The sequence below is a fragment of the Gabonibacter massiliensis genome, from assembly GCA_001487125.1.
GTDB classification, from domain to species: Bacteria; Bacteroidota; Bacteroidia; order Bacteroidales; family Marinifilaceae; genus Gabonibacter; species Gabonibacter massiliensis.
Window position 1 is genome coordinate 1,708,114 of record LN913013.1, and the last position, 22,809, is coordinate 1,730,922.

Annotated in this window: 18 protein-coding genes; 11 read left to right on the plus strand and 7 right to left on the minus strand. The window is 40.9% G+C overall.

All coding sequences use genetic code 11. The features are described 5' to 3' along the window. The first annotated feature begins 43 nt into the window (after positions 1-43). The 3 genes from BN3283_RS11475 to BN3283_RS11485 are packed head-to-tail and all read left to right on the plus strand — an operon-like array spanning position 44 to position 5,796. Positions 44-1,456 (plus strand): efflux transporter outer membrane subunit, encoded by a 1,413-nt coding sequence (locus BN3283_RS11475; protein WP_270517075.1) that lies wholly within the window; start codon positions 44-46, stop codon positions 1,454-1,456. Between the two features lie 27 nt (positions 1,457-1,483). Then, positions 1,484-2,596 (plus strand): efflux RND transporter periplasmic adaptor subunit, encoded by a 1,113-nt coding sequence (locus tag BN3283_RS11480; RefSeq protein WP_059026714.1) that lies wholly within the window; start codon positions 1,484-1,486, stop codon positions 2,594-2,596. 44 nt (positions 2,597-2,640) lie between these two features. Beyond that, positions 2,641-5,796, plus strand: a complete 3,156-nt coding sequence (locus BN3283_RS11485; RefSeq protein ID WP_041505488.1) for an efflux RND transporter permease subunit — start codon at positions 2,641-2,643, stop codon at positions 5,794-5,796. Positions 5,797-5,847: 51 nt separating this feature from the next. On the opposite strand, the gene BN3283_RS11490 is transcribed toward BN3283_RS11485, so the two are convergent. Further along, entirely contained in the window at positions 5,848-8,010 is a 2,163-nt protein-coding gene (locus BN3283_RS11490; RefSeq protein ID WP_041505553.1) for a S46 family peptidase, read from the minus strand. Positions 8,011-8,284: 274 nt separating this feature from the next. Between BN3283_RS11490 and rlmN the strand changes: the two genes are divergently transcribed. From rlmN to BN3283_RS11505, 3 genes are all read left to right on the plus strand, one after another. After that, entirely contained in the window at positions 8,285-9,322 is a 1,038-nt protein-coding gene (gene rlmN / locus BN3283_RS11495) for a dual-specificity RNA methyltransferase RlmN (protein ID WP_181416494.1), read from the plus strand. A 60-nt stretch (positions 9,323-9,382) separates the two neighbouring features. After that, positions 9,383-9,949: a lipocalin family protein gene (locus BN3283_RS11500; RefSeq protein WP_059026715.1), complete on the plus strand. Its 567-nt coding sequence runs from the start codon at positions 9,383-9,385 to the stop codon at positions 9,947-9,949. Between the two features lie 85 nt (positions 9,950-10,034). Beyond that, the gene (locus tag BN3283_RS11505) at positions 10,035-11,354 is read left to right on the plus strand and encodes a DNA recombination protein RmuC (protein WP_059026716.1); all 1,320 of its coding nucleotides are present in this window, start codon (positions 10,035-10,037) and stop codon (positions 11,352-11,354) included. 15 nt (positions 11,355-11,369) lie between these two features. Here BN3283_RS11505 and BN3283_RS11510 read toward each other — a convergent pair whose 3' ends face one another. After that, complete coding sequence (locus tag BN3283_RS11510) at positions 11,370-11,672, minus strand: RNA polymerase sigma factor (RefSeq protein WP_052634516.1); 303 nt, start codon at positions 11,670-11,672, stop codon at positions 11,370-11,372. A 413-nt stretch (positions 11,673-12,085) separates the two neighbouring features. Between BN3283_RS11510 and BN3283_RS11520 the strand changes: the two genes are divergently transcribed. Next, entirely contained in the window at positions 12,086-12,988 is a 903-nt protein-coding gene (locus BN3283_RS11520) for a sugar phosphate nucleotidyltransferase (RefSeq protein WP_041503036.1), read from the plus strand. A 30-nt stretch (positions 12,989-13,018) separates the two neighbouring features. Further along, positions 13,019-14,101 (plus strand): aminoglycoside phosphotransferase family protein, encoded by a 1,083-nt coding sequence (locus BN3283_RS11525; RefSeq protein WP_041505486.1) that lies wholly within the window; start codon positions 13,019-13,021, stop codon positions 14,099-14,101. Between the two features lie 46 nt (positions 14,102-14,147). Here BN3283_RS11525 and BN3283_RS11530 read toward each other — a convergent pair whose 3' ends face one another. The 3 genes from BN3283_RS11530 to BN3283_RS11540 form a co-directional block, all read right to left on the minus strand. Further along, on the minus strand, positions 14,148-14,612 hold the full coding sequence (locus BN3283_RS11530) for a heavy-metal-associated domain-containing protein (RefSeq protein WP_052649434.1): 465 nt from the start codon (positions 14,610-14,612) through the stop codon (positions 14,148-14,150). 76 nt (positions 14,613-14,688) lie between these two features. Beyond that, the gene (locus tag BN3283_RS11535) at positions 14,689-16,974 is read right to left on the minus strand and encodes a TonB-dependent receptor (RefSeq protein ID WP_059026717.1); all 2,286 of its coding nucleotides are present in this window, start codon (positions 16,972-16,974) and stop codon (positions 14,689-14,691) included. Positions 16,975-17,095: 121 nt separating this feature from the next. Next, positions 17,096-17,512: a hypothetical protein gene (locus tag BN3283_RS11540; RefSeq protein WP_147625597.1), complete on the minus strand. Its 417-nt coding sequence runs from the start codon at positions 17,510-17,512 to the stop codon at positions 17,096-17,098. Between the two features lie 174 nt (positions 17,513-17,686). On the opposite strand from BN3283_RS11540, the gene BN3283_RS11545 reads away from it, so the two are divergent. The 3 genes from BN3283_RS11545 to BN3283_RS11555 all read left to right on the plus strand — a co-directional run bounded on the left by BN3283_RS11545 (position 17,687) and on the right by BN3283_RS11555 (position 21,396). Beyond that, complete coding sequence (locus BN3283_RS11545; protein ID WP_059026719.1) at positions 17,687-18,850, plus strand: redoxin domain-containing protein; 1,164 nt, start codon at positions 17,687-17,689, stop codon at positions 18,848-18,850. Positions 18,851-18,863: 13 nt separating this feature from the next. Beyond that, the gene (locus BN3283_RS11550) at positions 18,864-19,616 is read left to right on the plus strand and encodes a UDP-2,3-diacylglucosamine diphosphatase (RefSeq protein ID WP_041503041.1); all 753 of its coding nucleotides are present in this window, start codon (positions 18,864-18,866) and stop codon (positions 19,614-19,616) included. Between the two features lie 244 nt (positions 19,617-19,860). After that, positions 19,861-21,396 carry a YifB family Mg chelatase-like AAA ATPase gene (locus BN3283_RS11555; protein WP_041505481.1) on the plus strand — a complete coding sequence of 512 codons (1,536 nt, stop codon included), beginning with the start codon at positions 19,861-19,863 and terminating at the stop codon, positions 21,394-21,396. A 99-nt stretch (positions 21,397-21,495) separates the two neighbouring features. Here BN3283_RS11555 and BN3283_RS11560 read toward each other — a convergent pair whose 3' ends face one another. Together BN3283_RS11560 and lpcA are read right to left on the minus strand one after the other, a co-directional pair. Continuing rightward, the gene (locus BN3283_RS11560; RefSeq protein WP_041503043.1) at positions 21,496-22,167 is read right to left on the minus strand and encodes an inorganic pyrophosphatase; all 672 of its coding nucleotides are present in this window, start codon (positions 22,165-22,167) and stop codon (positions 21,496-21,498) included. A gap of 67 nt (positions 22,168-22,234) precedes the next feature. Then, on the minus strand, positions 22,235-22,807 hold the full coding sequence (gene lpcA, locus BN3283_RS11565) for a D-sedoheptulose 7-phosphate isomerase (RefSeq protein ID WP_059026720.1): 573 nt from the start codon (positions 22,805-22,807) through the stop codon (positions 22,235-22,237). Positions 22,808-22,809 lie beyond the last annotated feature (2 nt).

Sequence of the window (22,809 nt, forward strand, 5' to 3'; positions counted from 1 at the left end):
GACGACTTTCTGTGAATTGTATTAAACGATCAACAATACGTTTATGAGACAAGCAGCAATACCCATGAAGCCAGGAGTTTTTCTTCTGATTATTACCTTTATGATTCTTCACCCGAGCTTTGGCCAAAACAAAATGATCCGGTCAAAGCAAGAAAATGAGAATTCTAATCTGCAACAACCCCTTCCCTCACAAGACGAGTGGTGGAAATTATTCAAGGATCCGATTCTTGACTCGCTAATCATTAAAGCTGTAAATAGAAACTATGATGTACGGATTGCAATCCGTAAAATCGAAATGGCAAAATCGAAATTAAGAGTAGACCGTAGTCCGTACTACCCCTCTATCGATCTTACCGTAAATTATGCTCCTGAAAAAAGCAGTCTGAGCGCAGACAAAAAAAACATAATCGAACGGAACGGAACAGCAACACTAAATTTAAATTGGGAATTGGATATATTCGGAAGAATTCGTAAAGAGAGCTCTTCCCAAAAAGAGTTCTATCTGGCAGCCCAAGAAGATTACCGGGGAGTTATGGTTTCCATGGCAGCCCAATTATCAACGGCCTACATCAATTTACGCACGGCACAAAAACAACTTCAGGTAACACAAGAAAACTTGGAATCACAAAAAAAGGTCATGGAATTGACCGTCTCTAAATTTGACGTGGGATTAGTATCACAATTAGATGTCGCACAATCCAAAAGCCTGTATCTACAAACAAAAGCCAGTATTCCCGGAATAGAATCTTCCATAAACGAAGAAATTAATCTAATCAGTGTTTTAATCGGGGAACACTCGGACCTCCTGCGGGAGAAATTACTAAAAGCCGAACCGATCCCGACCAATCCGAGAAAAGCAGCTCTCGGAATTCCGGCAAATCTTATCCGGCAACGTCCGGACGTTCGTTCCGCAGAACGAACCATTGACGGTTTAGCTGCCGCGGTCGGAGCCAGTCGCGCCGACTGGTGGCCAAAATTCCTACTTACCGGATTTTTCGGGTATTCATCGGAACAGTTTGAAAACTTCACAGACCGCGACAACATGATATGGCAAATCGCTCCCACGATGAAGTGGACCATTTTTAGCGGTCGTAATCTCGTCGAATCGGAAAAAACAGCTCAATTACAACTGGAAGAAGAAATTAACAATTATAATCAAACCCTATTGACCGCCATTCAAGAAGTGGACAATGCCATGGTCACCTATAACAAGTCATTGCAACAAATTTCGGCTATGAAAGAGGCTTTCCAGCAATCCAAACTCACGTTAGAATTGGCCATAAACCTGTATAAAAGCGGATTGACGAACTACCAGAATGTCCTCAGCTCGCAAGTAAGTTTGTTAAACTACGAGAACTCTCTGATTCAAGCCCAAAGCATATCGCTTCGGTACCTTATCCAATTATATCAGGCATTAGGAGGCGGATGGCCGATCGGAGACCGTCTCGAGAAATAAAGAAATAATCCATAAAAACAACATACAATGAAACGACTGACTCATCTTCTTGGAATATCATTTATAACGATAAGCATCATCGCGGGAGGTTGCGGAAAACGCAAAACACAAGAGGCTCCACCCGCTCCCTCTATCGAAGTAAGTAATCCCACGCAACGGACAGTCGTATACACGTTTGAATACCCCGGCTATCTGGAGGCAGAACAAACGGTAGATTTAGTTGCCCGAGTTCCCGGTTTTTTAGAAGAGATCCATTTCAAACCGGGTCAACGCGTGCATGAAGGACAACTACTCTTCGTCATCGAACCCCAACCTTATAAAGATAAGGTACGCCAAGCAGAAGCCACCCTGGAGAGCACTAAATCTCAATTAGCTTATAGCAAAGCTTCCTACCTAAAGATGAAGGATGCCGTAAAAACAAATGCCGTCAGCGAAATTGATTATTTACAAGCAGAAGCCAATTACGGGGAAGCCATGGCCACTTACGAAGAAGCCCACAGTCAATTAGATTTAGCCCATATCAACCTGAACTACTGTTACATAAAAGCACCCTTCTCGGGCAGAATATCCCGGAATCTTATAGATCAAGCCAATCTCGTCGGCACGGAAACGACTACGTTAGCCACCATTTACAAGGACAGCAGGATGTTTCTCTATTTCAATATGGCCTACCAAGATTACGTAAAAATGTCGCAAACGGCCCCGAACCAAGCGCCAAAACAGATTACCATCCAAGATGTAAATACTCCTGAAAAAACATGGGTGGGAACATTAGACTATACCGCTCCCAATATAGATTTAACGACAGGAAGCCTTACCCTCAGAGCCACCATTCTAAATCCTAACGGAGAGCTTCTTAGCGGACAATACGTGAAAGTGATCATCCCATATAAAACGGTTACCAAAGCTATCCTTATTCCGGAAGGTTCTATCGGAACCAACCAAAGCGGAAGATTCGTTTATATTGTCAATCCCGACAATACGGTAGAATTCAGACACGTGGATGTGGGAGTACTCACTCCGGACGGAATGCGGGAAATCACACAGGGAGTCGAAATGGGAGAACGATATGTAGTGGAAGCTCTCGTAAACGTTCGTCCCGGAATGAAAGTAACCCCTGTACTCTCCGTACCCAAGTAACGGGCGCTGTCAATGATCCATTTTAATTTAAATCTTCAAATTCTATGATGTCAACATTTTTCATTAATAGACCCATCTTCGCCACCGTACTATCCATATTGATCGTCGTGGCCGGATTGGTTACCCTCCGCAGTCTACCCGTGGAACAATACCCCACTATTACTCCCCCGACCGTAGTTGTAGAGGCGAGTTATCCGGGAGCAAACGCGACAACCATTTCTCAAATGGTAGCCACCCCCATCGAACAACAAATCAACGGAGTCGAGGGAATGCTTTATATGTCATCTACTTCTTCAAGTGCGGGGGTTTATAAATTAACCATCACATTCGAAGTTGGAACGGATCTTGATATGGCAACCGTATTGGTACAAAACAGGGTAAATATGGCTCTTAGTACCTTACCTCAAGAAGTGACCCAAATCGGAGTCACGACGACAAAAGAATCGACAAACGTGGTTATGTTTCTTTCCATTACTTCCGACAATCCGAATTACAACGCACTTTATCTCTCCAATTACGCGGAACTGAATTTAGTAAACGAATTGGGACGCGTCAAAGGAGTCGGAAACGTAGGACTATTCGGAGCCGGGAATTACAGCATGCGTATTTGGTTAAGCCCCGATTTGCTCACGATTCGGGGAGTTTCGCCGGAAGAAGTTATTGCCGCTATTAAAAGTCAGAACATACAAGTAGCAGCAGGATCGGTCGGCTCCATGCCATTAAATCAAAAAGTAGCATTCAAATATACTCTTGAAACCCAAGGCTTATTACTGAACGAAGAGGAGTTCGGAAACATCATCATAAAAGCCTTACCCGGAGGAAAATATTTACGAATAAAAGATGTAGCGACCATCGAATTAGGCAATGAAAGCTACAATGTAGAAGCCACTTTAAAGGGACAAAACGTAGCCGCTATAGCCATCTACCAACTCCCGGGGGCAAATGCTCTCGACGTAGCAGAACGGGTAAAAGCCCAGATGGAAAAACTGGGTTCCTATTTTCCGGAAGGTGTTCATTACAATATCACCTTAGATACGACCGAATTTATTAAAGCATCTATTAAAGAGATATACAAAACCTTAGGTTCTGCATTTATACTGGTACTTATTGTCATTCTGCTATTCCTGCAAAACTGGAGGGCCATGTTAATACCTCTTATTACTATCCCGGTATCTCTGATCGGTACTTTTACTTTCATGGGGCTATTAGGCTTTTCTATTAATACCCTAACCCTCTTCGGTCTTGTTTTAGCTATCGGCTTAGTCGTAGATGATGCCATCGTAATCGTAGAAAACAGTTACCGATTGATTGAAACCGGGAAATACGACAACATGAAAGAGGCCGTGAAACAGGCTATGAAAGAAGTATCCGGAGCCATCGTCGGTATCGTTTTGGTTCTGTTGGCCGTATTCATCCCGACGGCATTCATTGGAGGAATTACGGGATCGCTCTATAAACAATTTGCCTTGACGATTGCCGTAGCCACGGTAATCAGCGGATTCAACGCTTTAACTTTAAGTCCGGCTCTGTGTGCTCTTTTTCTTAAACCCAAACAACCGTCCAAGTTCTTTTTATTTAAAGGTTTCAACCGTTTCTTCGAAAAAACCACGAACGGCTATTTATGGGTAGTAAAAGGCTTTATGCGAAAATCCGTATTGACTTTTATCGTTTTTATCCTCCTCTCCGTCATCGCTTTTGTTCAATTCTCGAGAGAACCCCAGACCTTTATTCCCAATGAGGATCAAGGGTACTTTATCATCTCCATGCAATTGATGGACGGAGCCTCCTACTTCCAAACGGCTAAAGCAGTTGAGAAAGCCAGCAAAATATTAGATGAACTGGATGGAGTAGAGACCTATATTACCATCAACGGTTTTTCCATCATGGACAATGCCGAAAGTTCCAATGCCGCATCTATTTTCGTGATGCTAAAAAATTGGGACGAACGCAAAAATAAAAGCCTTAGTGTCGGATCTATCGTTAATCGTTTCAACGAAATGGCCTATTTACAAATTAAGGAAGCCGAGGCTTACGCCGTTTCTCCTCCACCCATTCCCGGATTGGGTGAAAGCAGCGGTTTCCAAGTCATGATAGAAGATATCAACAGTTACGGTCCCCAAATGTTACAACAAGCGACAGACGCTTTGGTACAGGCAGGGAACGCCCATCCCGGATTATCTTCCCTGCGTTCCACGTTCAGCGCCAACGTACCCCAATATTTTCTAAATATAGACCGGGATAAGGCCGAACTCATGCAAATCCCCATCGGAAACATATTCAACGCCTTATCCAGTTACTTAGGCTCCGTTTACGTGAACAATTTCGTTAAATACGGACGTACTTACCAGGTCAAACTGGAAGGGGCTCCCGACAGTCGTCGATTAATCCACGATGTTCTTTATTTAAACGTACAAAATGCCGAGGGTAATATGGTTCCCCTTTCGGCATTTACAACCGTAAAACAACAACTCGGAGCCGAATTACTACCCAAATACAATACTTACGTGGCAGCCATGATTTCCGGAGAAGCCGCCCCCGGTTACAGTTCCGGCCAAGCCCTAAACATCATGGCACAACTTATGCAGGAAAAATTAGGTACTTCATTCGGCCATGAATGGACAGCCTTGGCGTATCAGGAAGAGAATGCCGGATCTACCACCTCTCTTATTTTCGCCTTAGCCATTATCGTTGTTTTTCTGATTTTGGCCGCTCAATACGAGAGCTGGACCACCCCGTTCGCGGTAATCATGGGACTCCCCATTGCTCTTTTAGGCGTCGTGATCGGCGTTATGATCATGAATTTGCCTATCAGTGTATATACGCAAATCGGCATTATCCTGCTAATCGCACTAACGGCTAAAAATGCCATACTGATTGTCGAGTTTGCCCGGGATTACCATAACGAGGGAAAATCAATCTACGAAGCTGCATTGGAAGGAGGAAGAGTTCGTCTACGTCCGATATTAATGACCTCCTTCGCTTTCATTCTCGGTACTTTCCCCTTGGTTATCTCCACCGGAGCAGGTGCGGCCAGCCGTATATCCCTCGGCATCGCCGTCTTCGCCGGAATGTTGATGAGCTCGTTAGTAGGTACGCTGTTTATGCCTAACTTTTATTACATGATGCAATCCCTACAAGAACGCTTGGGTCGAAAAAAGCATAACCTTCCGGAAAAACAAAAGTGCTGTATGCCCAAATAAAAAGAGTCGGCAGTAACCTGCCGGCTCTTTACCCATATAAAAACTTCTCTATTAATATACGATTGTCATCTCGTCGATCAAATTTTTAGCTTTAGCCATTTTATCGATAATAAATAGAACATAACGGGTATCCACATTGATACAACGTTGCAGATTCTCTTCAAAATCGATATCTCCGGACATCGCTTCGGAGTTTCCGTCAAACGCGGCTCCGATTAATTCTCCGTTAGCATTGATTACCGGAGAACCGGAATTTCCTCCGGTAATATCATTGTTGGTAATAAAACAAGCCACGACATTATCCGTTCCGTAAGGAGCGAAATTCTTAGCAGCATACAAATCCTTCAATTGTTGAGGAACTTCGAATTCACCGCCTTTAGGTCCCTCTTTTTCCATCACTCCCGTCAGAGTCGTGTAATAATCGTAAAATACGGCATCTCTCGGTTTGTAACTACCGACCTTACCATAAGACAAACGGATCGTGGAATTAGCATTCGGCGCCCATACCTTATCCGGATTCATCTTCATCAACCCGTTTACAAACAAACGATTGCCCTTGGCTATATTTTGATTCATCTCACTCGTCTTGGCACTCATACCGATATAAAACTCAAAGAAAGACTTCCCGGCTTTATATGCCAAATCTTTCTCCAATTTCTTCATGTCCGGTTTTTCCAAAAACGCCGTAAAGGACTCTTCACTCGCGTAAATCGATTTATCGAACATATCCTGAGCGAATTTTTCATAGTTGCCTTTATACTTTTTATTTATAAATTGAATAATCTCCGGATACATCTCTTCTCCCACCGACTCGCTGTAAATCTTAAATAAAGTAGATACTAAATTTTTATCTATCTCAGCATTAAAATCTTTGTAAAAATCCTTCGCGTATTTCTTCAAAACTTCCCTTATCTTCTCTTTTTTATCATCGGAAAGCGTATCTTTTTTAGATAACTTCTCGAGCAAATTACTCGTACGGAAAGCAAACATATGAAGTTCCGGTCCTCCCAATGCTTCTTGCAAATAGGCCATAGCTACAGAGTAATCAGCCATATCCTCGTAACCCTTCTTAATCAGGTTCAAAGCGTTTCCGTATTTAGCTTTACGTGCAGGATCCGCATTAACCCAAGCAGTAAATTCGTTTTCAATCTCAAGCTTATTGGCCATCGTGTTCAACTTCTTCAATGCTATATTCTGCTCATGGGAATACTTCCAATAATTAGCACAACTGGCATACTTAGAAGCATATTGAATACGGGTTTTCGGGGAAGCATCCATTCCTTCTTTCATAACCCGAAGTTTCTCCGTACGCACCTTGTAACGAATATCATTGGTAACATCCATGGTCTCTTTTAATCCGAACGAGGTTAAAAAACGATCCGTGGAACCGGGGAATCCCATAGTCATAGCGAAATCTCCATCCTGAATTCCTTTAGCAGAAACCGGGAAATGATGCTTGGGTTTTAGCGGAATATTCTTTTCCGAGAATGAAGCCGGCTCTCCGTCGGGACCGGTATAAATACGGAACAAGGAGAAGTCCGCCGTATGGCGAGGCCACATCCAGTTATCAGTATCTCCCCCGAATTTACCCATACTTTGGGGAGGAGCTCCGACCAAACGAACATCCCTATAAATCTTATATACCAACAAAAAGAATTGATTGCCTTCAAACATATCCTGTACCTGAGCACTTAAATTCGTACCCTTGGTTACTTTCTCCACGATCAATTTAGATATGCTATCGATCGCCACGGCTCTCTCCGATTCCGTCATATCATCGTTCAACACGGCATTTACCTGATCCGTCACGTCTTCCATCCGTTGAAGAATGGAAGCGGTTATTCCCGGATTCGCCAATTCTTCTTCCAAACTATATGCCCAGAAACCATTGGAGAGATAATCATGTTCTATTGTAGAATGAGATTGAATCGCACCAAAACCACAATGATGATTTGTCATCACCAACCCCTTCGGAGAAATAATCTCGCCGGAACAGAAATGACTAAAAGGACGACCTTCCCGTCCTAATCCCACTACTGCATCTTTTAAACACGCTTGATTTATTGAATAGATATCTTCAGCCGATAGTTTACAACCCATGGCTTGCATCGTGTCGATATTCTTGTTCAACAAGGATAACAACCACATGCCTTCATCCGCCCGAGCTATAGACGCTGAAAGCAAAGCAAAAACAACAATAAAAATTTTTCTCATCTGCTTCATTTAAACATTCATTTTATATAATCCAATTTTAAATTTACACATACACGAATCCCGATTAATCACACTTTCAGGCAAACGTCGGCAAATATACAATAAAATCAATTAGAGCCAGCATATTCACTTTTATTTAACTTGTTATTAAAAACGAACGGACAGAAACGACACCCGTCAAAAGCAGATTTTTTTATCCGGAAACCAGAAAAATAAAACGTGATTTCAAAAGAAATCGTTTTCTTTCTATCTTTGCCTTCGTAGAAAAGAGATTATGGTAGAAAAACGAAATATCAGGAAATGTACCGGGAAAGAGATCTCCGATTTCCTTGAACAGCAGGGAGAAAAAGCGTTTCGCACGAAACAAATCTGGCAATGGCTTTGGCAACGAGGTGTAACCCGATTCGAGGACATGACCAATTTATCCAAAAATACACGGGAGCTATTGGATAAATATTTTGTTATCAAAACCATAGCCTTAACCCACATCCAAAAAAGCAACGACGGAACGACCAAATTAGGTTTCACGTTGGATGATGGGCAATTGATAGAGTCCGTACTTATTCCCTCACGGGATAAAGCCACAGCCTGTGTTTCGTCTCAGGCAGGATGCAAATTAAAATGCAGTTTTTGTGCCACGGGCGGATTAGGTTTCACCCGAGACTTACAACCCGAAGAAATTTTCGATCAGGTAGTAGCCGTAAAGAAAATGGCTGAAGAACGGGGATTGATTTTCTCCAACATTGTCTTTATGGGCATGGGAGAACCTCTCCTGAACTACGATAATGTAATGGAAGCCATCCAAAAAATAACCTCCGAAGAGGGATTAGCCATGTCTCCCTACCGGATCACCCTTTCGACATCCGGCATTCCGGAAGGAATAAAAAGATTAGCGGATGATCAGGTCCGTTTTAACTTAGCCATATCTTTACATTCCGCCATTAACTCGACCAGAAATCAAATTATGCCGATCAATAAAGCATATCCTCTTCCGCAACTGGCCGAAGCCATTAAATATTTCGTGGAAAAAACCGGGACTCGTCCGACATTTGAGTACCTTCTTTTGAAAGGGATTAACGACAGTTTGGAAGCTGCAAAAGCACTCGCCTCATTTTGCCGGCAATTCCCGGTTAAAATCAATATCATAGAGTACAATCAAGTCGAAGGAGCAAAATACCAACACAGCCCGGCAGAGAATAGAGATTCTTTTATTCGCTTTCTTGAAAGCAAAAATATCGTTGTCAATCTACGACATAGCAAAGGAAAAGACATTGATGCCGCCTGCGGTCAATTAGCGAATAAAAACCAATAACATTTTTCCCATGACACTCGTAGAAATTAGATCAAACATCTAATTATCAACACTTATGTCATGAAGTTATTTTTATTTTTGATGCTGCTCACGGGAATCAGCATCTCAGTAGGAATCGGGCAAACCGAAGGGAAAGTCGACAACACGGCAATAGACAGTCTGGACATGGATAGATACGCCGGACTATGGTATGAAATCGCCCGCTTCGATCACCCGTTCGAGCGAGGTTTGGTAGGGGTCACAACAGAATACATCATCAAATCTAACGGAAACATTGAGGTCATCGGTTGCGGATTCCAGGACAGCCTGAACGGAGAAAAACGGGAAATAGTAGGGAAAGTACATATTCCGGATAAAGACAAACCGGGAATTTTAAAAGTTACTTTTTTTCTGATCTTCAGCGCGGATTATTATATTCTGGAAGTAGAAGACGATTATAGTGCTGCCCTGATTGGAAGTTCCGAAATCGATCATCTTTGGATCGTAAGTAGGTCACCTAAAATTTCGAAGAAAAAACTAAACGATTTATTAAAACGAGCTAAAAAAAGAGGCTACGATACCCAAGCTCTTATATTCATCCCCCATAAACTTAAAGGAATTGAGCAAGAGGTAGCTGACAGGCAATAATTTCGCTTATTACCTCAAAATAACTACCGAAAATTTTTACCCTCCTTTTTTATTTCCTTATTTTTGACAAATAATTATCAGAAATATGGAAATTCTTATTTTAATCCTTTCTATCATCATACTGGTTATCAACATCATTCTCATTTTCCGTTTTAGAGATAAAGGGACACAAAAGCAGATAGAACAACTTCAACAACATCTTTCCAGATTAGAAAAAAACATGCTGGACGAGATCCGATATTCGAGAGAGTGTGAAACTGCCCGATCCGGTCAAAACAGAGAAGAACTATCCCGAAATCTCTCCGATTTTCGAACAGAGCATCGAGATGTTCTAAAAAACCTCTCAGATCAAAACACTCAAGTAATCCACTCGTTTCAAAAAAACTTTTCCGAACATATGGAATTTTTCCAACACCTGCTAAAAGAAAAAATGGAGGAACTAACCATTCGTCAACAAAATCTGGTACAGTCCACAGAGAAAAAACTCGAGGATATGCGGCAGACGGTAGAAGAAAAATTACAAAAAACATTGCATGAAAGATTAGGTCAATCTTTCGAATTAGTCAGCAGACAATTGGAACACGTGCAAAAAGGATTAGGAGAAATGCAGACATTAGCTCATGACGTAGGCGGATTAAAACGCGTATTGAGCAATGTGAAAATGAGAGGCTCTATCGGAGAAATCCAATTGGAAATGCTCTTGGAACAACTCTTGGCACCTGAACAATACACGGCCAATGTAAAAACCAAAAGAAACTCGGACGCCATCGTCGAATTTGCCATACGACTTCCGGGTAAGGAGGATTCCCGGGAGAATGTTTTTTTGCCCGTCGATGCCAAATTCCCCAAAGATGCTTACGAGCAATTGTTAGATGCTTATGAATCGGCAGATCCGCAACGAATCGATGTTGCATCCAAAAATATAGAACAAACCATCAGAAACATGGCTAAAGATATTCATGACAAGTACCTTGATCCCCCGCATACAACGGACTTTGGAATTATGTTTCTGCCCTTCGAAAGTATATATAGCGAAGTCGTTCGCCGGGCCTCCCTGTTGGAACAACTCCAACGCAACTACCAGGTAATTGTCACGGGCCCCACCACTTTCGCCGCTATCCTAAACAGCCTCCAAATGGGATTCCGGACGTTAGCGATCCAAAAAAGAAGCAGTGAGGTATGGAGAATCCTCGGAAACGTGAAAAACGAATTTGACAAATTCGGAGGCATGCTTGAAAAAGCGCAAAAAAGTATTCAGACAGCCAACAATCAATTAGAAGAAGTTATGGGAAAACGTACCCGGGCCATCCAACGACAACTCCGCTCCGTCGAAGTTTTTCCTTCCGACGAATCCCAAATACAATTGACGATTGACAATCCTGATTATCAGGAAAATGAACAATAAAGCAATTTGAAAGACTTACCTTTCCGAACTCGAATTAAATCGAAAGCTATTTTGCTGCATACACCAAAGAAAAAAGATCAATCGCTCCTCATGAGAAAGTTCTTCCCGCAATATCTGATAAGCTTTACTAACCTGCACTTTTATCGTATTTACAGACAAATTGTATTTCTCTGCAATAGCTGCATAAGAATTTCCTTCAACACATATCTCGATAAAAATTTCTCTGCATCTTTCAGGTAAAGTTGCAATTGCTTGTTCCAGTTTAAAACGTAAATCCGCCCGTTCCATCTCAAATTGAATATCAGTAGAACCAATCATATTTTCAGACAATCCCGTGTATCGCTACTTGGTTCGTAATACATTTAATGACATGCGATAAATTGAAGTATGACAATAAAAACGAAAAGAAAACCTTTGACAGAAATAATGAATCAACGGCCATAATTTCCCCCAAAAATCTTGAACGTTATCTTCTGACTCCACTTTACCTCCCACCACGCTATAAGCAAATACATACAACTCTTTTGAATATGCATTGAAAACACATTCACCATGAGAATGATTATCCCTTTTAAGTTTTTCGATATTAATATCCCAAAACATGTACACCTCTGATTTATGTGCGGCAAGATAGGATATTTTCAATATAAAACAAAATTGATGTTTCATTATTCAATTGTAAAGTTTTTATTAGTTTTGTATGAATAGAAGTTTGGTTTATATATAAAAATATGGAAACAAGAAAAAATAAAACAACTTTGCTTATTATGGCAGCCGGAATGGGATCGAGATTCGGAAGTTTAAAACAATTGGCATTACTCGGACCTCATCAAAAAACATTACTTCACTACTCCATTTACGATGCTCTTCATTCTGGATTCGATAAAGTCGTTTTTATCATCCGAAAGAGTTTCGAAAAAGAATTCAGGGAAGCAGTAGGGAAATATGCCGAAAACCACGCGGAGACCTATTACTGTTTTCAGGAAATGGATCGTTTACCGGGCAATCTACCTCCCGTCGAACGAGAAAAACCGTGGGGAACGGCTCATGCCATATGGTCCGCCAAAGAGGCGATTCAGGAACCTTTTATCGCTATTAATGCCGATGATTTTTACGGTCGGGATGCATTTCAAAAAATGCACGAATTCATCGCTTATAATCCGGATGACACCTGTTTCAGTCTTGCTGGATACCGCTTGGATTCCACCTTGTCTGAAAACGGTTCCGTTTCAAGAGGAATTTGTACTTTCGACCGAGACCTTTTCATGACAAGTATTACAGAATGTACGAAAATCATCAAGGACAATGACGGCATCAAAGACATCGCAACCGGAAGAGTACTACGAGGCGATGATATCGTTTCCATGAATTTCTGGGGATTCACGCCTATGTTATTTGAAGAGATCGAAAAACAATTCATCGAATTTTACCGCCAAAACAAGACAAACCCAAAGGCTGAAATTTATATTCCCAGTGTCGTGGATACACTTCTCAACCGGAAAGAAATAAAAGTGAAGATTTTAAAAACAAACGCCAAATGGTTTGGAGTGACTTACAAAGAAGATACCGACTTCGTCAATCAGGCATTAAACCGTTTTGAAACGGAAGGCGTATACACGGATATAAACAAATAAATAAAATCAAAAACGGGAGCTTAATATATAATGGACAGAATCAAACGGATATACGAAGCCTTTAAGAGTAGCGGACAATTCATTTCCGCTACTCCATACGGTTCGGGACATATCAACGATACGTATCTGGTGAAAGTAGATGAAGAGGCTGAATACATTCTCCAACGCATCAACGGGAATATTTTCACGGATATACCGAAATTGGTCCGAAACAAAGAGCTGGTTTGCGGACATATTCGCAACCGCTTGATCAAACACAAGATTAACGATATTACCAGAAAATACATCACCTATTTTTACACGAATAAGGGAAAACCGTATTACAAAGATTACGACGGTAATTATTGGACGCTCGCATTATTTATCAAAGGATCAAGGAACTACGAAGTAGTCACCTCGGCTCCCATGGCTTACGAATTCGGAATAGGGTTGGGGGAATTTGAAAATCGCATATCCGATTTCGACGCTTCGCTTCTGATCGAGACCATCCCCGATTTTCATCATGTCGTCCATAGGCAACATGAATTACAAGACGCCCTTTTAAAAGCAGAAGACGAAAAAATAGAAAAGAGCCGAGAGTTGGTAACCTACCTCTCCTCTTTAGACCCGGAAATGACTGATTTTCAATCCATGAAGGACGAACACTATTTTCCTTCACGAGTTACTCACAACGACACTAAAGTCAATAACCTTTTATTCGACGGAAACAATCATCCTTTATGCATGATCGATTTGGACACCGTCATGCCGGGCATTGTACATTACGATTTCGGAGATGCTGCAAGATCTTGTTGTAATACAGCCGGCGAAGAAACGACAAACCTGAACCAGGTTTATTTCAATATAGAGTATTTCAAAGCTTTTTGTACCGGATTCATGGAAAAAACCAAGCACCTGTTAACCCGTAAAGAAAAAGAAACACTCGGTTTTTCTTGCAAATTAATGACTTATTTACAGGCTATCCGCTTTCTAACAGACTATCTTCAAGGAGATCTCTACTATCCCGTAACTTACACGGATCAAAATCTCCAACGAACAAGAGTTCAGGTAAAACTACTGAAAGACATTACCAAACAAGCGGATCGAATCTCTCGATTTATTTTAGAGAATTGAAATCTGGAAGAAGAGCGAAAGAATTTCTCCGCCCTTCTTCCTGTTTTCATTTTTTATCCTTATCGCAATCTTCTTTTGTACAGACGACGGAACATGCTTTATCTCCTTTGCATTCCGATGTCTCACATTTCCGGTCGCACGAATCATTACAGTCCCCCGTACAATTTTTGTCGCAGTTATTCGGTTTACAAACCTTACACCGCAATAATTTCCCGTCCTTAGAATACATTCCCAAAACTTTTACATCGCATTTCGCGAGAGCCGCACACAATCCCTTTACGGAATTCTTATCCATTCTAAAGGTCAATAAAACAGTAGAATCTTTCAGATTGACTTTAAGATCTTTTACTCCTTTCTCGAAAGGAATGTTCTTTTCAACTTTTGCCTTACATTTAGGACAATGAATATCCGTTTTAAAAATTACAGTCGTATCTTTTTTAGTCTGGGCATCAACCGTCAAACCGACGGTTATAAACGATACCAACGCACAAATTATTTGTATAATTCTCATAATCAAATTGTTTATTAATTATTTAATAGGAGTACTTCAAATATATGTATTCTATTTTAAATTTAAAAATCATTATCTATGATTCCCGATCTAAGGCAAAGCGTATTCCGATATAAAATTTTCTCCCGTGAACCGGTCCCCAAATTTTCGAGGAGTCAAAATATTTTCCCCATGGATCGTCTGAAGCTATCACCGGATGTTTCTGTTTAAAATCCCCCATATTCTCACATCCCCCGTATACACTCCATCGACGGAAAAACTTGGTCACCTGCGCATTCATCAACTGAAAAGCCTTAAAATTACTTCCCGTCTGATAAGTTTCAGGGATTCCTGTCTGACGAGGCATCCTTCCTCCCCCGTTAAATTGAGTCGTAAAGTCAAATTGCCATTTTCTCATATTAGTGTGATACGATAAATTCAACAGTCCTTTGTAACGGCTGGCCAAAGGCAACATTTCTGTTTTTCTTCCATGAAGCGTTGTTTTAACATCGTTATAACGATAAGCGGCTAAAAGATCCAGACGGGGAATTACCTCGTATTGCATTTCGATTTGATAACTATTGGAATAAGACTTACCCTCCAAATTATAAAAATTCACCCGGTCAAAAGCCGTCTCGTTATCAACAACCACCTGATCCGTAAACTTCGTATGATAACAATCAGCTGAAATCGACAGAATTCGATTAAACAAATAGAATTTACGGTTCAGATTTACACCAATATTCCAAGCATCTTCCATCTTTAAATGCTTTAATTCACCCGGATTTTCCACCAACAATTTTCCATTAACATAGATACCTGCCGAAGACGCTAATAAATAGCTATTCTCCGCTAAAATATTAGACATGCGTAATCCTCTTCCGGCAGTAAGTTTCAAATTGGTCATCTCGTCCGGCCTGAACATAAGATGAAGCCGGGGAGTTACAAAATTCCCGTATAAATTATGATGGTCATATCTCAAACCCGCCATAAAAGTAATTTTTTTATCAAAAAACATTCCGGTATATTGAAAAAACGCACCCACGGCCTTTTCCTGACGCTCAAAATTAACCGGATTCGTAACCGTAGCATTATCATCCGTAAAGTAACGGTCTTGAAAATACTCATCATAATCATCGTAATTGAAACTAATTCCCGTCGCGTACTGTTGATCCGGATTGGAACCGAATATAGACTGAAAGATATAGTTCAGGTAAAGATTTCTCTGACGGGCATCGTATCTTTTTAATCCGTAATACGAATCCTGATCATGATCCGTATAATTTATCATAAGGGCCATACTCGTATAGTCGTACCGCGGCATAAGATAACCCCATTTTAAGAAACCCTCGTAACGTCTTGTGTCTATTCCGATTCGATACGAAGAACCCGAATTCACACCGACCGAATGATGCTTGCTCTCTCCACCTTTCCGCTCCTCATCCAAAAACTTTCCTCCGAATTGAAAAAACCACTTATCGTCTTTATATGCCCAACGATTCATGACATTGTATTGGGTCTTCTCCGGCATATCCGAAAAACCATCCTTATTTCCATCATGAACTTTATCCAACCAATCTCCATGTATCAAAAACATCGTACTCCAACGATCATTAAATTTGACTCCGAAATTAGAGTTAAATTCAAACATCCCGTCATCACTATAATAAGCATTCAAATACAGCTTTTCACTATTCTGCGGTTTTTTATAATCGACACTAATTTGTCCGACAATCGATTCATACCCGTTTACCACCGATCCCGTTCCTTTTGAAATGGAGATTGCCTCCATCCAAGGCCCTGGAATATAACCTAATCCGTACAAAGAAGAAAGTCCCCGAAAATTAGGGAAATTTTCTGTCATCAACTGGATGTATTTTCCCGTCAATCCTAATAATTGAATTTGTTTAGCTCCGGTCACCGCATCGGCATATGAAACATCGACAGAAGCATTCGTCTCAAAACTCTCGCCTAAATTACAACAGGCAGCTTTTAAAAGTTCCGTACCGGTAATGACCTGTTCAATCACGGGACGATTCGTACTCATGACGGTAGATCTTTTTCTGGAAACAACACTCACTTCATCCAATTGACGCCCCTCGATCAATACGAATTCCACAAACTTATCCGTAGATTTTACTTCTACCGTATCCGATTGAAATCCTATAAAACTGGCAACTAATTTTCCACTATCATCCCATTTAATTTTAAACTCACCCTTTTCGTCAGCCACCACACCTTTCGATGTACCCAACCAGTATACATTAGCCCCTGCTATCGGTTGTAAACCATCGGCCGCCTCTTCCATAACCCGGCCCTTAATTATTTCAGCCCGAACCATAAAAGTTCCGAGCATCAATAATACAATCATTATATATTTCATCTATTATTTCTAACTTGCATTTTCCAATAAATACGCCTATCCGGAAGGCCTATCACTCCATTACGAATACACTAAAGATCAAAGATAAATCTCGTTTATCCTCTTAAGAAAAAAACGTAAATCAACAGCGGAAAATACATAACAACTCCGGAGGCCGGAAGTCGCCAATGAAAGAAAGATCCGTATCGAAAGAAAAGGAAGCAAGACTCGTTATTGGAGGAACAAAATATACCTCGTCTTTCCGATCCAGAATATCAAAACATAAAAATACCACAGTTGAAACAGCCCAGTCTCCAGGCAACTTATAAAAGTCATGTTCGGCTCTCTCTTGCTTGCAAGCACTCTTCTGAAGTTTTTTGCACGAAGAACAACAATCGTTTCCACATAAAGAGACCTCTTCACCCGGAAACATCCGTACCTCCACATGGGCCATCCGACAACCGAGGCATTGTACCTTAATTACATTTATCCCGACAGTTGCAAGGAGAAATGCAAATAAAAGCAATAATGCCGGCACGTTCATTCTATCCTTTCTCATCGGAACAAAAATAATTCTTTTTCCTAAAAAACAGAACAATAAAAAGAAGGATTAAAAAATTATTAGCTCTTTTTTCTATCATATCCACCCATTTATATTTAAATAACGGAAAAAAGTATTACTTTCGAACGCCAAACATGTACGAACGGATTATTTATATCATTCCAGTCAACTATGAAAAATTTATTACTTTCAGGATTATTCATTCTCCTTGTTATCTCTTGCGGGAAAAAATCCAACGTGGAAATAACAGGTGCTATTAAAGAGGCTACTGCCGGAACAAAAGTGTATTTAGAACAAATTGACGTAGCCGGAAAAAAGATCATAGATTCAGCCAAATTGAATAAACAAGGACATTTTAATTTCAAGCTTAACATTACTTATCCCTCATTTTATTCCTTGAAATTTCCAAACAAGGAACAGGTGACTATTATTGCCAGCCCGGATGAGAAAATCGAAATCAGCGGAACCTTAAAAGACATTCAAAACAATTATTGGGTTGAGGGTTCAGAAAATTCGTTGTGGATCAAATTATTGAATTTCCAACTTCAACGAACCGTGACGTTGACGGATTCATTACAAAAGGCGTATCGAACCCTTCCCGAGGACAAGAGTTACGATAGTCAACGGGAAGAATACTCTAAAGCATGGAGCGAAGCCCTAACCAAACAAGTCAATTTCACGCGTGATTTCATCATCAAACACGCTACCTCGTTGGCCGCCTATTATGCCCTCTATCAAAAGATAAACAATAACCTGTTCATATTAGACGAGATCAACGACTTACATTATTTCAAGGTTGTTGCCTCTTCTTTAAGTGCCCTTTACCCGGAATCACAGTATACCAAGGCTATTATGAACCACTTGAAACAAATAGGGCAGGCCATACGCAATCAACAATTAGCGGAAGCGATCAACAATTCGGAAAAATCCTTACCTGATATAAAATTACCCGATGCCAAAGGAGACTCGCTGTCTTTACTTCCCATTAAAAGTAAATTTGTCGTTCTCGAGTTCGGGGTACTAACCGCACAACAGAGCCAGACTTATATCAACGATCTCAAAAAGGTATATCAGAAATTTAAAAACAGAGGAGTAGAAATTTATCAGGTCTGTTTAGACAAAAATAAATTTCTATGGGAAGACCTTGTAAAGAAAAACAATATCACCTGGAAATGCGTACGCGATGAATACGCGTTACAAAGTCGGGTTGCCGCAACATGGAACGTCAAAACAATACCGGCCAATTATATTATCGATCAAAATATGGAAATCGTCGGAAAAAATCTATGGGGAAGCCGATTGGAGGACCGACTGAATGATCTGTTGAAAAAATAAACAAATATTCACCATGCAGCACAAAAAAGTGTATTTCCTTTCCGATGCTCATCTGGGAGCTAAACTCTTAGACAACAACAGGGAGAGAGAGAGAAAGCTTGTTTCATTCCTGGAAAAGATCAGGCCGGAATGTGCTGAACTTTACCTGCTTGGTGATATGTTTGATTTCTGGTTTGAATACAAACGCTCCGTCCCTAAAGGACATGTCCGTTTTCTCGCAGAATTGGCCCGCTATACGGATAACGGCATAAAAGTACATTTCTTTACCGGTAATCATGATATATGGGCCTTCGATTACCTAAACAAAGAGTGCGGCGTAATTTTACATACCGCCATTGAAGAGACGCGAATCAACGGTAAAAGTTTCATGATCGGTCATGGAGACGGATTAAATCCTAAAGATAAAGGTTATCTTTTCCTTAAAAGAGCTTTCCATAACCGTTTTTTACAAAAATGCTTCCGGCTTATCCATCCAGACTGGGGAATTAAATTGGCTCATGCCTGGTCTTCTCATTCCCGTTTGAAAGACAATGGCAAAATAGAAGCTCTGGAATACTTGGGAGAAGACAAAGAAGAGATCGTCCTCTATTGTAAACAAATTTTACAACAACGGCATTTCGATTACTTCATTTTCGGACATCGCCATATTCCCATCGATCTCCCGTTGTGTGAAAGCAGCCGCTACATCAATACGGGAGATTGGATTTCACATTTTAGTTACGCCGTCTTCGACGGAGAAAAAGTAGAACTAAAATTTTGCAATTGACGATTAAATAGTTAGGTGATTAGAATGATTGACAATCGTAGATGCAATATTGTAAATTAGAAAATTCAGCGTCCCATTACAATCTACAATTTAAAACTTGCAATGAATGTGTGATCCGGAATCAATCGTAAATCAAAAATCGATTTACAATCTTTTCCCTCCATTTTTTCAGTATATTGCATTGTTTTCGTGTAAAAAAGTCTTAACTTACAACATCATATCCCTACTATAAAACTATTTGACCATGTTAGTAAAGACTTTCGGAGGTGCCGTCTATGGAATAAACGCCATCACCATCACAATAGAGGTAAATATTCTTTGGGGAGCCAAATTCATAATCGTGGGATTACCCGATAATGCCGTTAAGGAGAGTCAGCAACGTATTGATTCTGCCTTAAGGGAAATCGGGCTTAAAATTCCGGGCAAAAGAGTCATCATTAACCTTGCCCCGGCAGATGTGAAAAAAGAAGGATCATTGTACGATCTCCCGTTAGCTTTAGGAATCTTAGCTGCAAACGAACAAATCCCACATGAAGAATTAAAAAACTATGTTATCATGGGAGAACTTTCCCTCGACGGGAGCCTACAACCCGTGAAAGGCGTGCTTCCCATTGCAATCAACGCGAAACAAGAAAATTTTAAAGGGATCATTGTCCCCATTCAAAACGCCAATGAAGCTGCCGTAATAAAAGGACTTGAAGTATACGGATTTCACCATTTGAAAGAAGTAATTACATTCCTTAAAAAAGAAAAAGATTACCAGCCGTTTTCTTATCAATTCGCAGAAGAGAACAATTACACCGACAACGAAATGCTGGATTTCAAAGATGTAAAAGGACAGGAAAATGTAAAAAGAGCATTGGAAATCGCCGCTGCCGGAGGCCATAATCTGATCATGATCGGTTCTCCCGGATCAGGTAAAACGATGTTAGCCCGTAGATTACCGTCCATTCTCCCGCCCATGACCGTCGAAGAGTCACTCGAGACGACCAAAATACACTCCGTCGCCGGAAAGATACAACACGAAACCTCACTTATTACCTACCGGCCTTTCAGATCGCCCCATCACACCATATCCGATGTCGCTTTGGTAGGAGGCGGAAGCTGGCCGCAACCGGGAGAAATATCACTTGCTCATAACGGAGTCCTTTTTTTAGACGAATTACCGGAATTCAAGCGATCCGTATTAGAGGTCTTGCGTCAACCGCTTGAAGATCGTACGATATCTATCAGTCGGGCAAAATTCAGCGTAGAATATCCCGCAAACATCATGTTGATCGCCTCCATGAACCCCTGTCCTTGCGGTTTCTACAACCATCCGGCAAAGAGCTGTACCTGCCCTTCCGGAAGCGTACAGAAATACCTTGCCAAGATATCCGGTCCTTTACTCGACCGCATCGATATGCATATAGAAGTGATTCCCGTCGAATTGGAAAAAATGGCTATCCGGACAGAAAGTGAGTCCAGCATCCTGATCCGAAAACGAGTCATTGAAGCCAGAAGGATTCAGAACTTTCGCTTCAAAAAATATCCCGGAGTATACTGTAACGCTCAAATGACATCTCCTCTATTGAAAAAATACTGCTCTCTAAATGAAAAATGCATAGCTTTATTAAAAACCGCCATGCAAAGATTCGGACTTTCCGCCCGAGCTTATGACCGTATTATCAAATTATCCCGTACGATTGCCGATCTGGAGCATCAAAACCTCATCTTCCCCCGACACATCGCCGAAGCCATCCAGTACAGAAGCCTCGACCGCGAAGGGTGGGGAAACTAAAAGCATTACATTGCAAATTGCAGATTAGGAAATGTTTTTTTAATCACAGAATCCTCCAATCACTTAATCCTTTAATTTACAATTATCAATCCACAATTCCTACACTCTACTCAGGATATCTTCCAGACCTTGGAAATGGTTTTTGTAGTCTTCAACACTACGGCGAATCACTTCATAGGCTTCTTCCTTCCCATATACATCAATAATCTCCGTATGCCTCTCTTCACCCGGAAGATCCTTATACGTCAAAAAATAATGCCTCAACCGATCGACTACAATATGTGGCAAATCCGCGATATCATTATACACACTATAAGTGGCATCATGTTTCAACACGGCTATAATCTTATCATCGGCCTCGTTTCCGTCCAACATACGAAATCCTCCTAAAGGACGAACATCGGCAATAATATCTCCATGCGAGATCGTTTTCTCTGTCAACACGCAAATATCCAACGGATCCGAGTCTCCATGAATCCCGGTCCGCTGCGACTGCATCATACAATATTCCGCCACCAATCCGCCACAGTAAGTCTGAGGTAGAAAACCGTACAAAGCCGGAACGACATTAGAGTATTTTTGAGGGCGATCTATCTTTATATAACCGCTTACTTTATCCAATTCGTATTTCACCGTATCCGTAGGAACCATCTCGATAAAAGCCGTTACGACCGCGGGAGATTCCTCACCGATATCCAAACCATGCCAAGGATGTGATTTATACCTCAAGCCCATCAATCGGGCAATCGGATCATTAATTTTGTTTCCCATAACTTTTATAATTGCATTTTTACAAGCTAAGACTCGTCGCCTTAGCCTTTATTGTTTGTGTATTTTTTTATGAAAAAAGTTTATTCTCTATAAACTCGATCAAAATATGGATGATCTTAATATGAATTTCCTGTATTCGATCCGAATATCCATTCCAGGGAATACAAATATTCACATCGCACATTTCTTTCATTTTTCCCCCGTCTTTCCCTGTCAATCCGATAACCTTCATCCCTTTCTCCCTGGCCGCTTGAATAGCTTTAACTATATTCAACGAATTACCGGACGTACTTATCGCTAACAATACATCCCCTTTCATACCGTGAGCTTCCACGTAACGAGAAAAAACATATTCAAACCCAAAATCATTGGCGACGCATGTCAAATGAGAAGGATCTGCAATAGCTACTGCCGGCAATGCTCTACGATTTTCACGAAAACGACCGGTTAATTCTTCAGCAAAATGCATCGCATCACAGAGAGAACCTCCATTTCCACAACTCAACGCTTTTTTCCCCTCCCGTAAAGCACCGACAAGAATCTCCCCGGCCTTTTCAATTCGACATATATTCTCTTCATCCGCTACAAAATCAGCTAATAGCTGCCGGGCATCTTCAAAACTTTTTTTTATTCCATTCATCC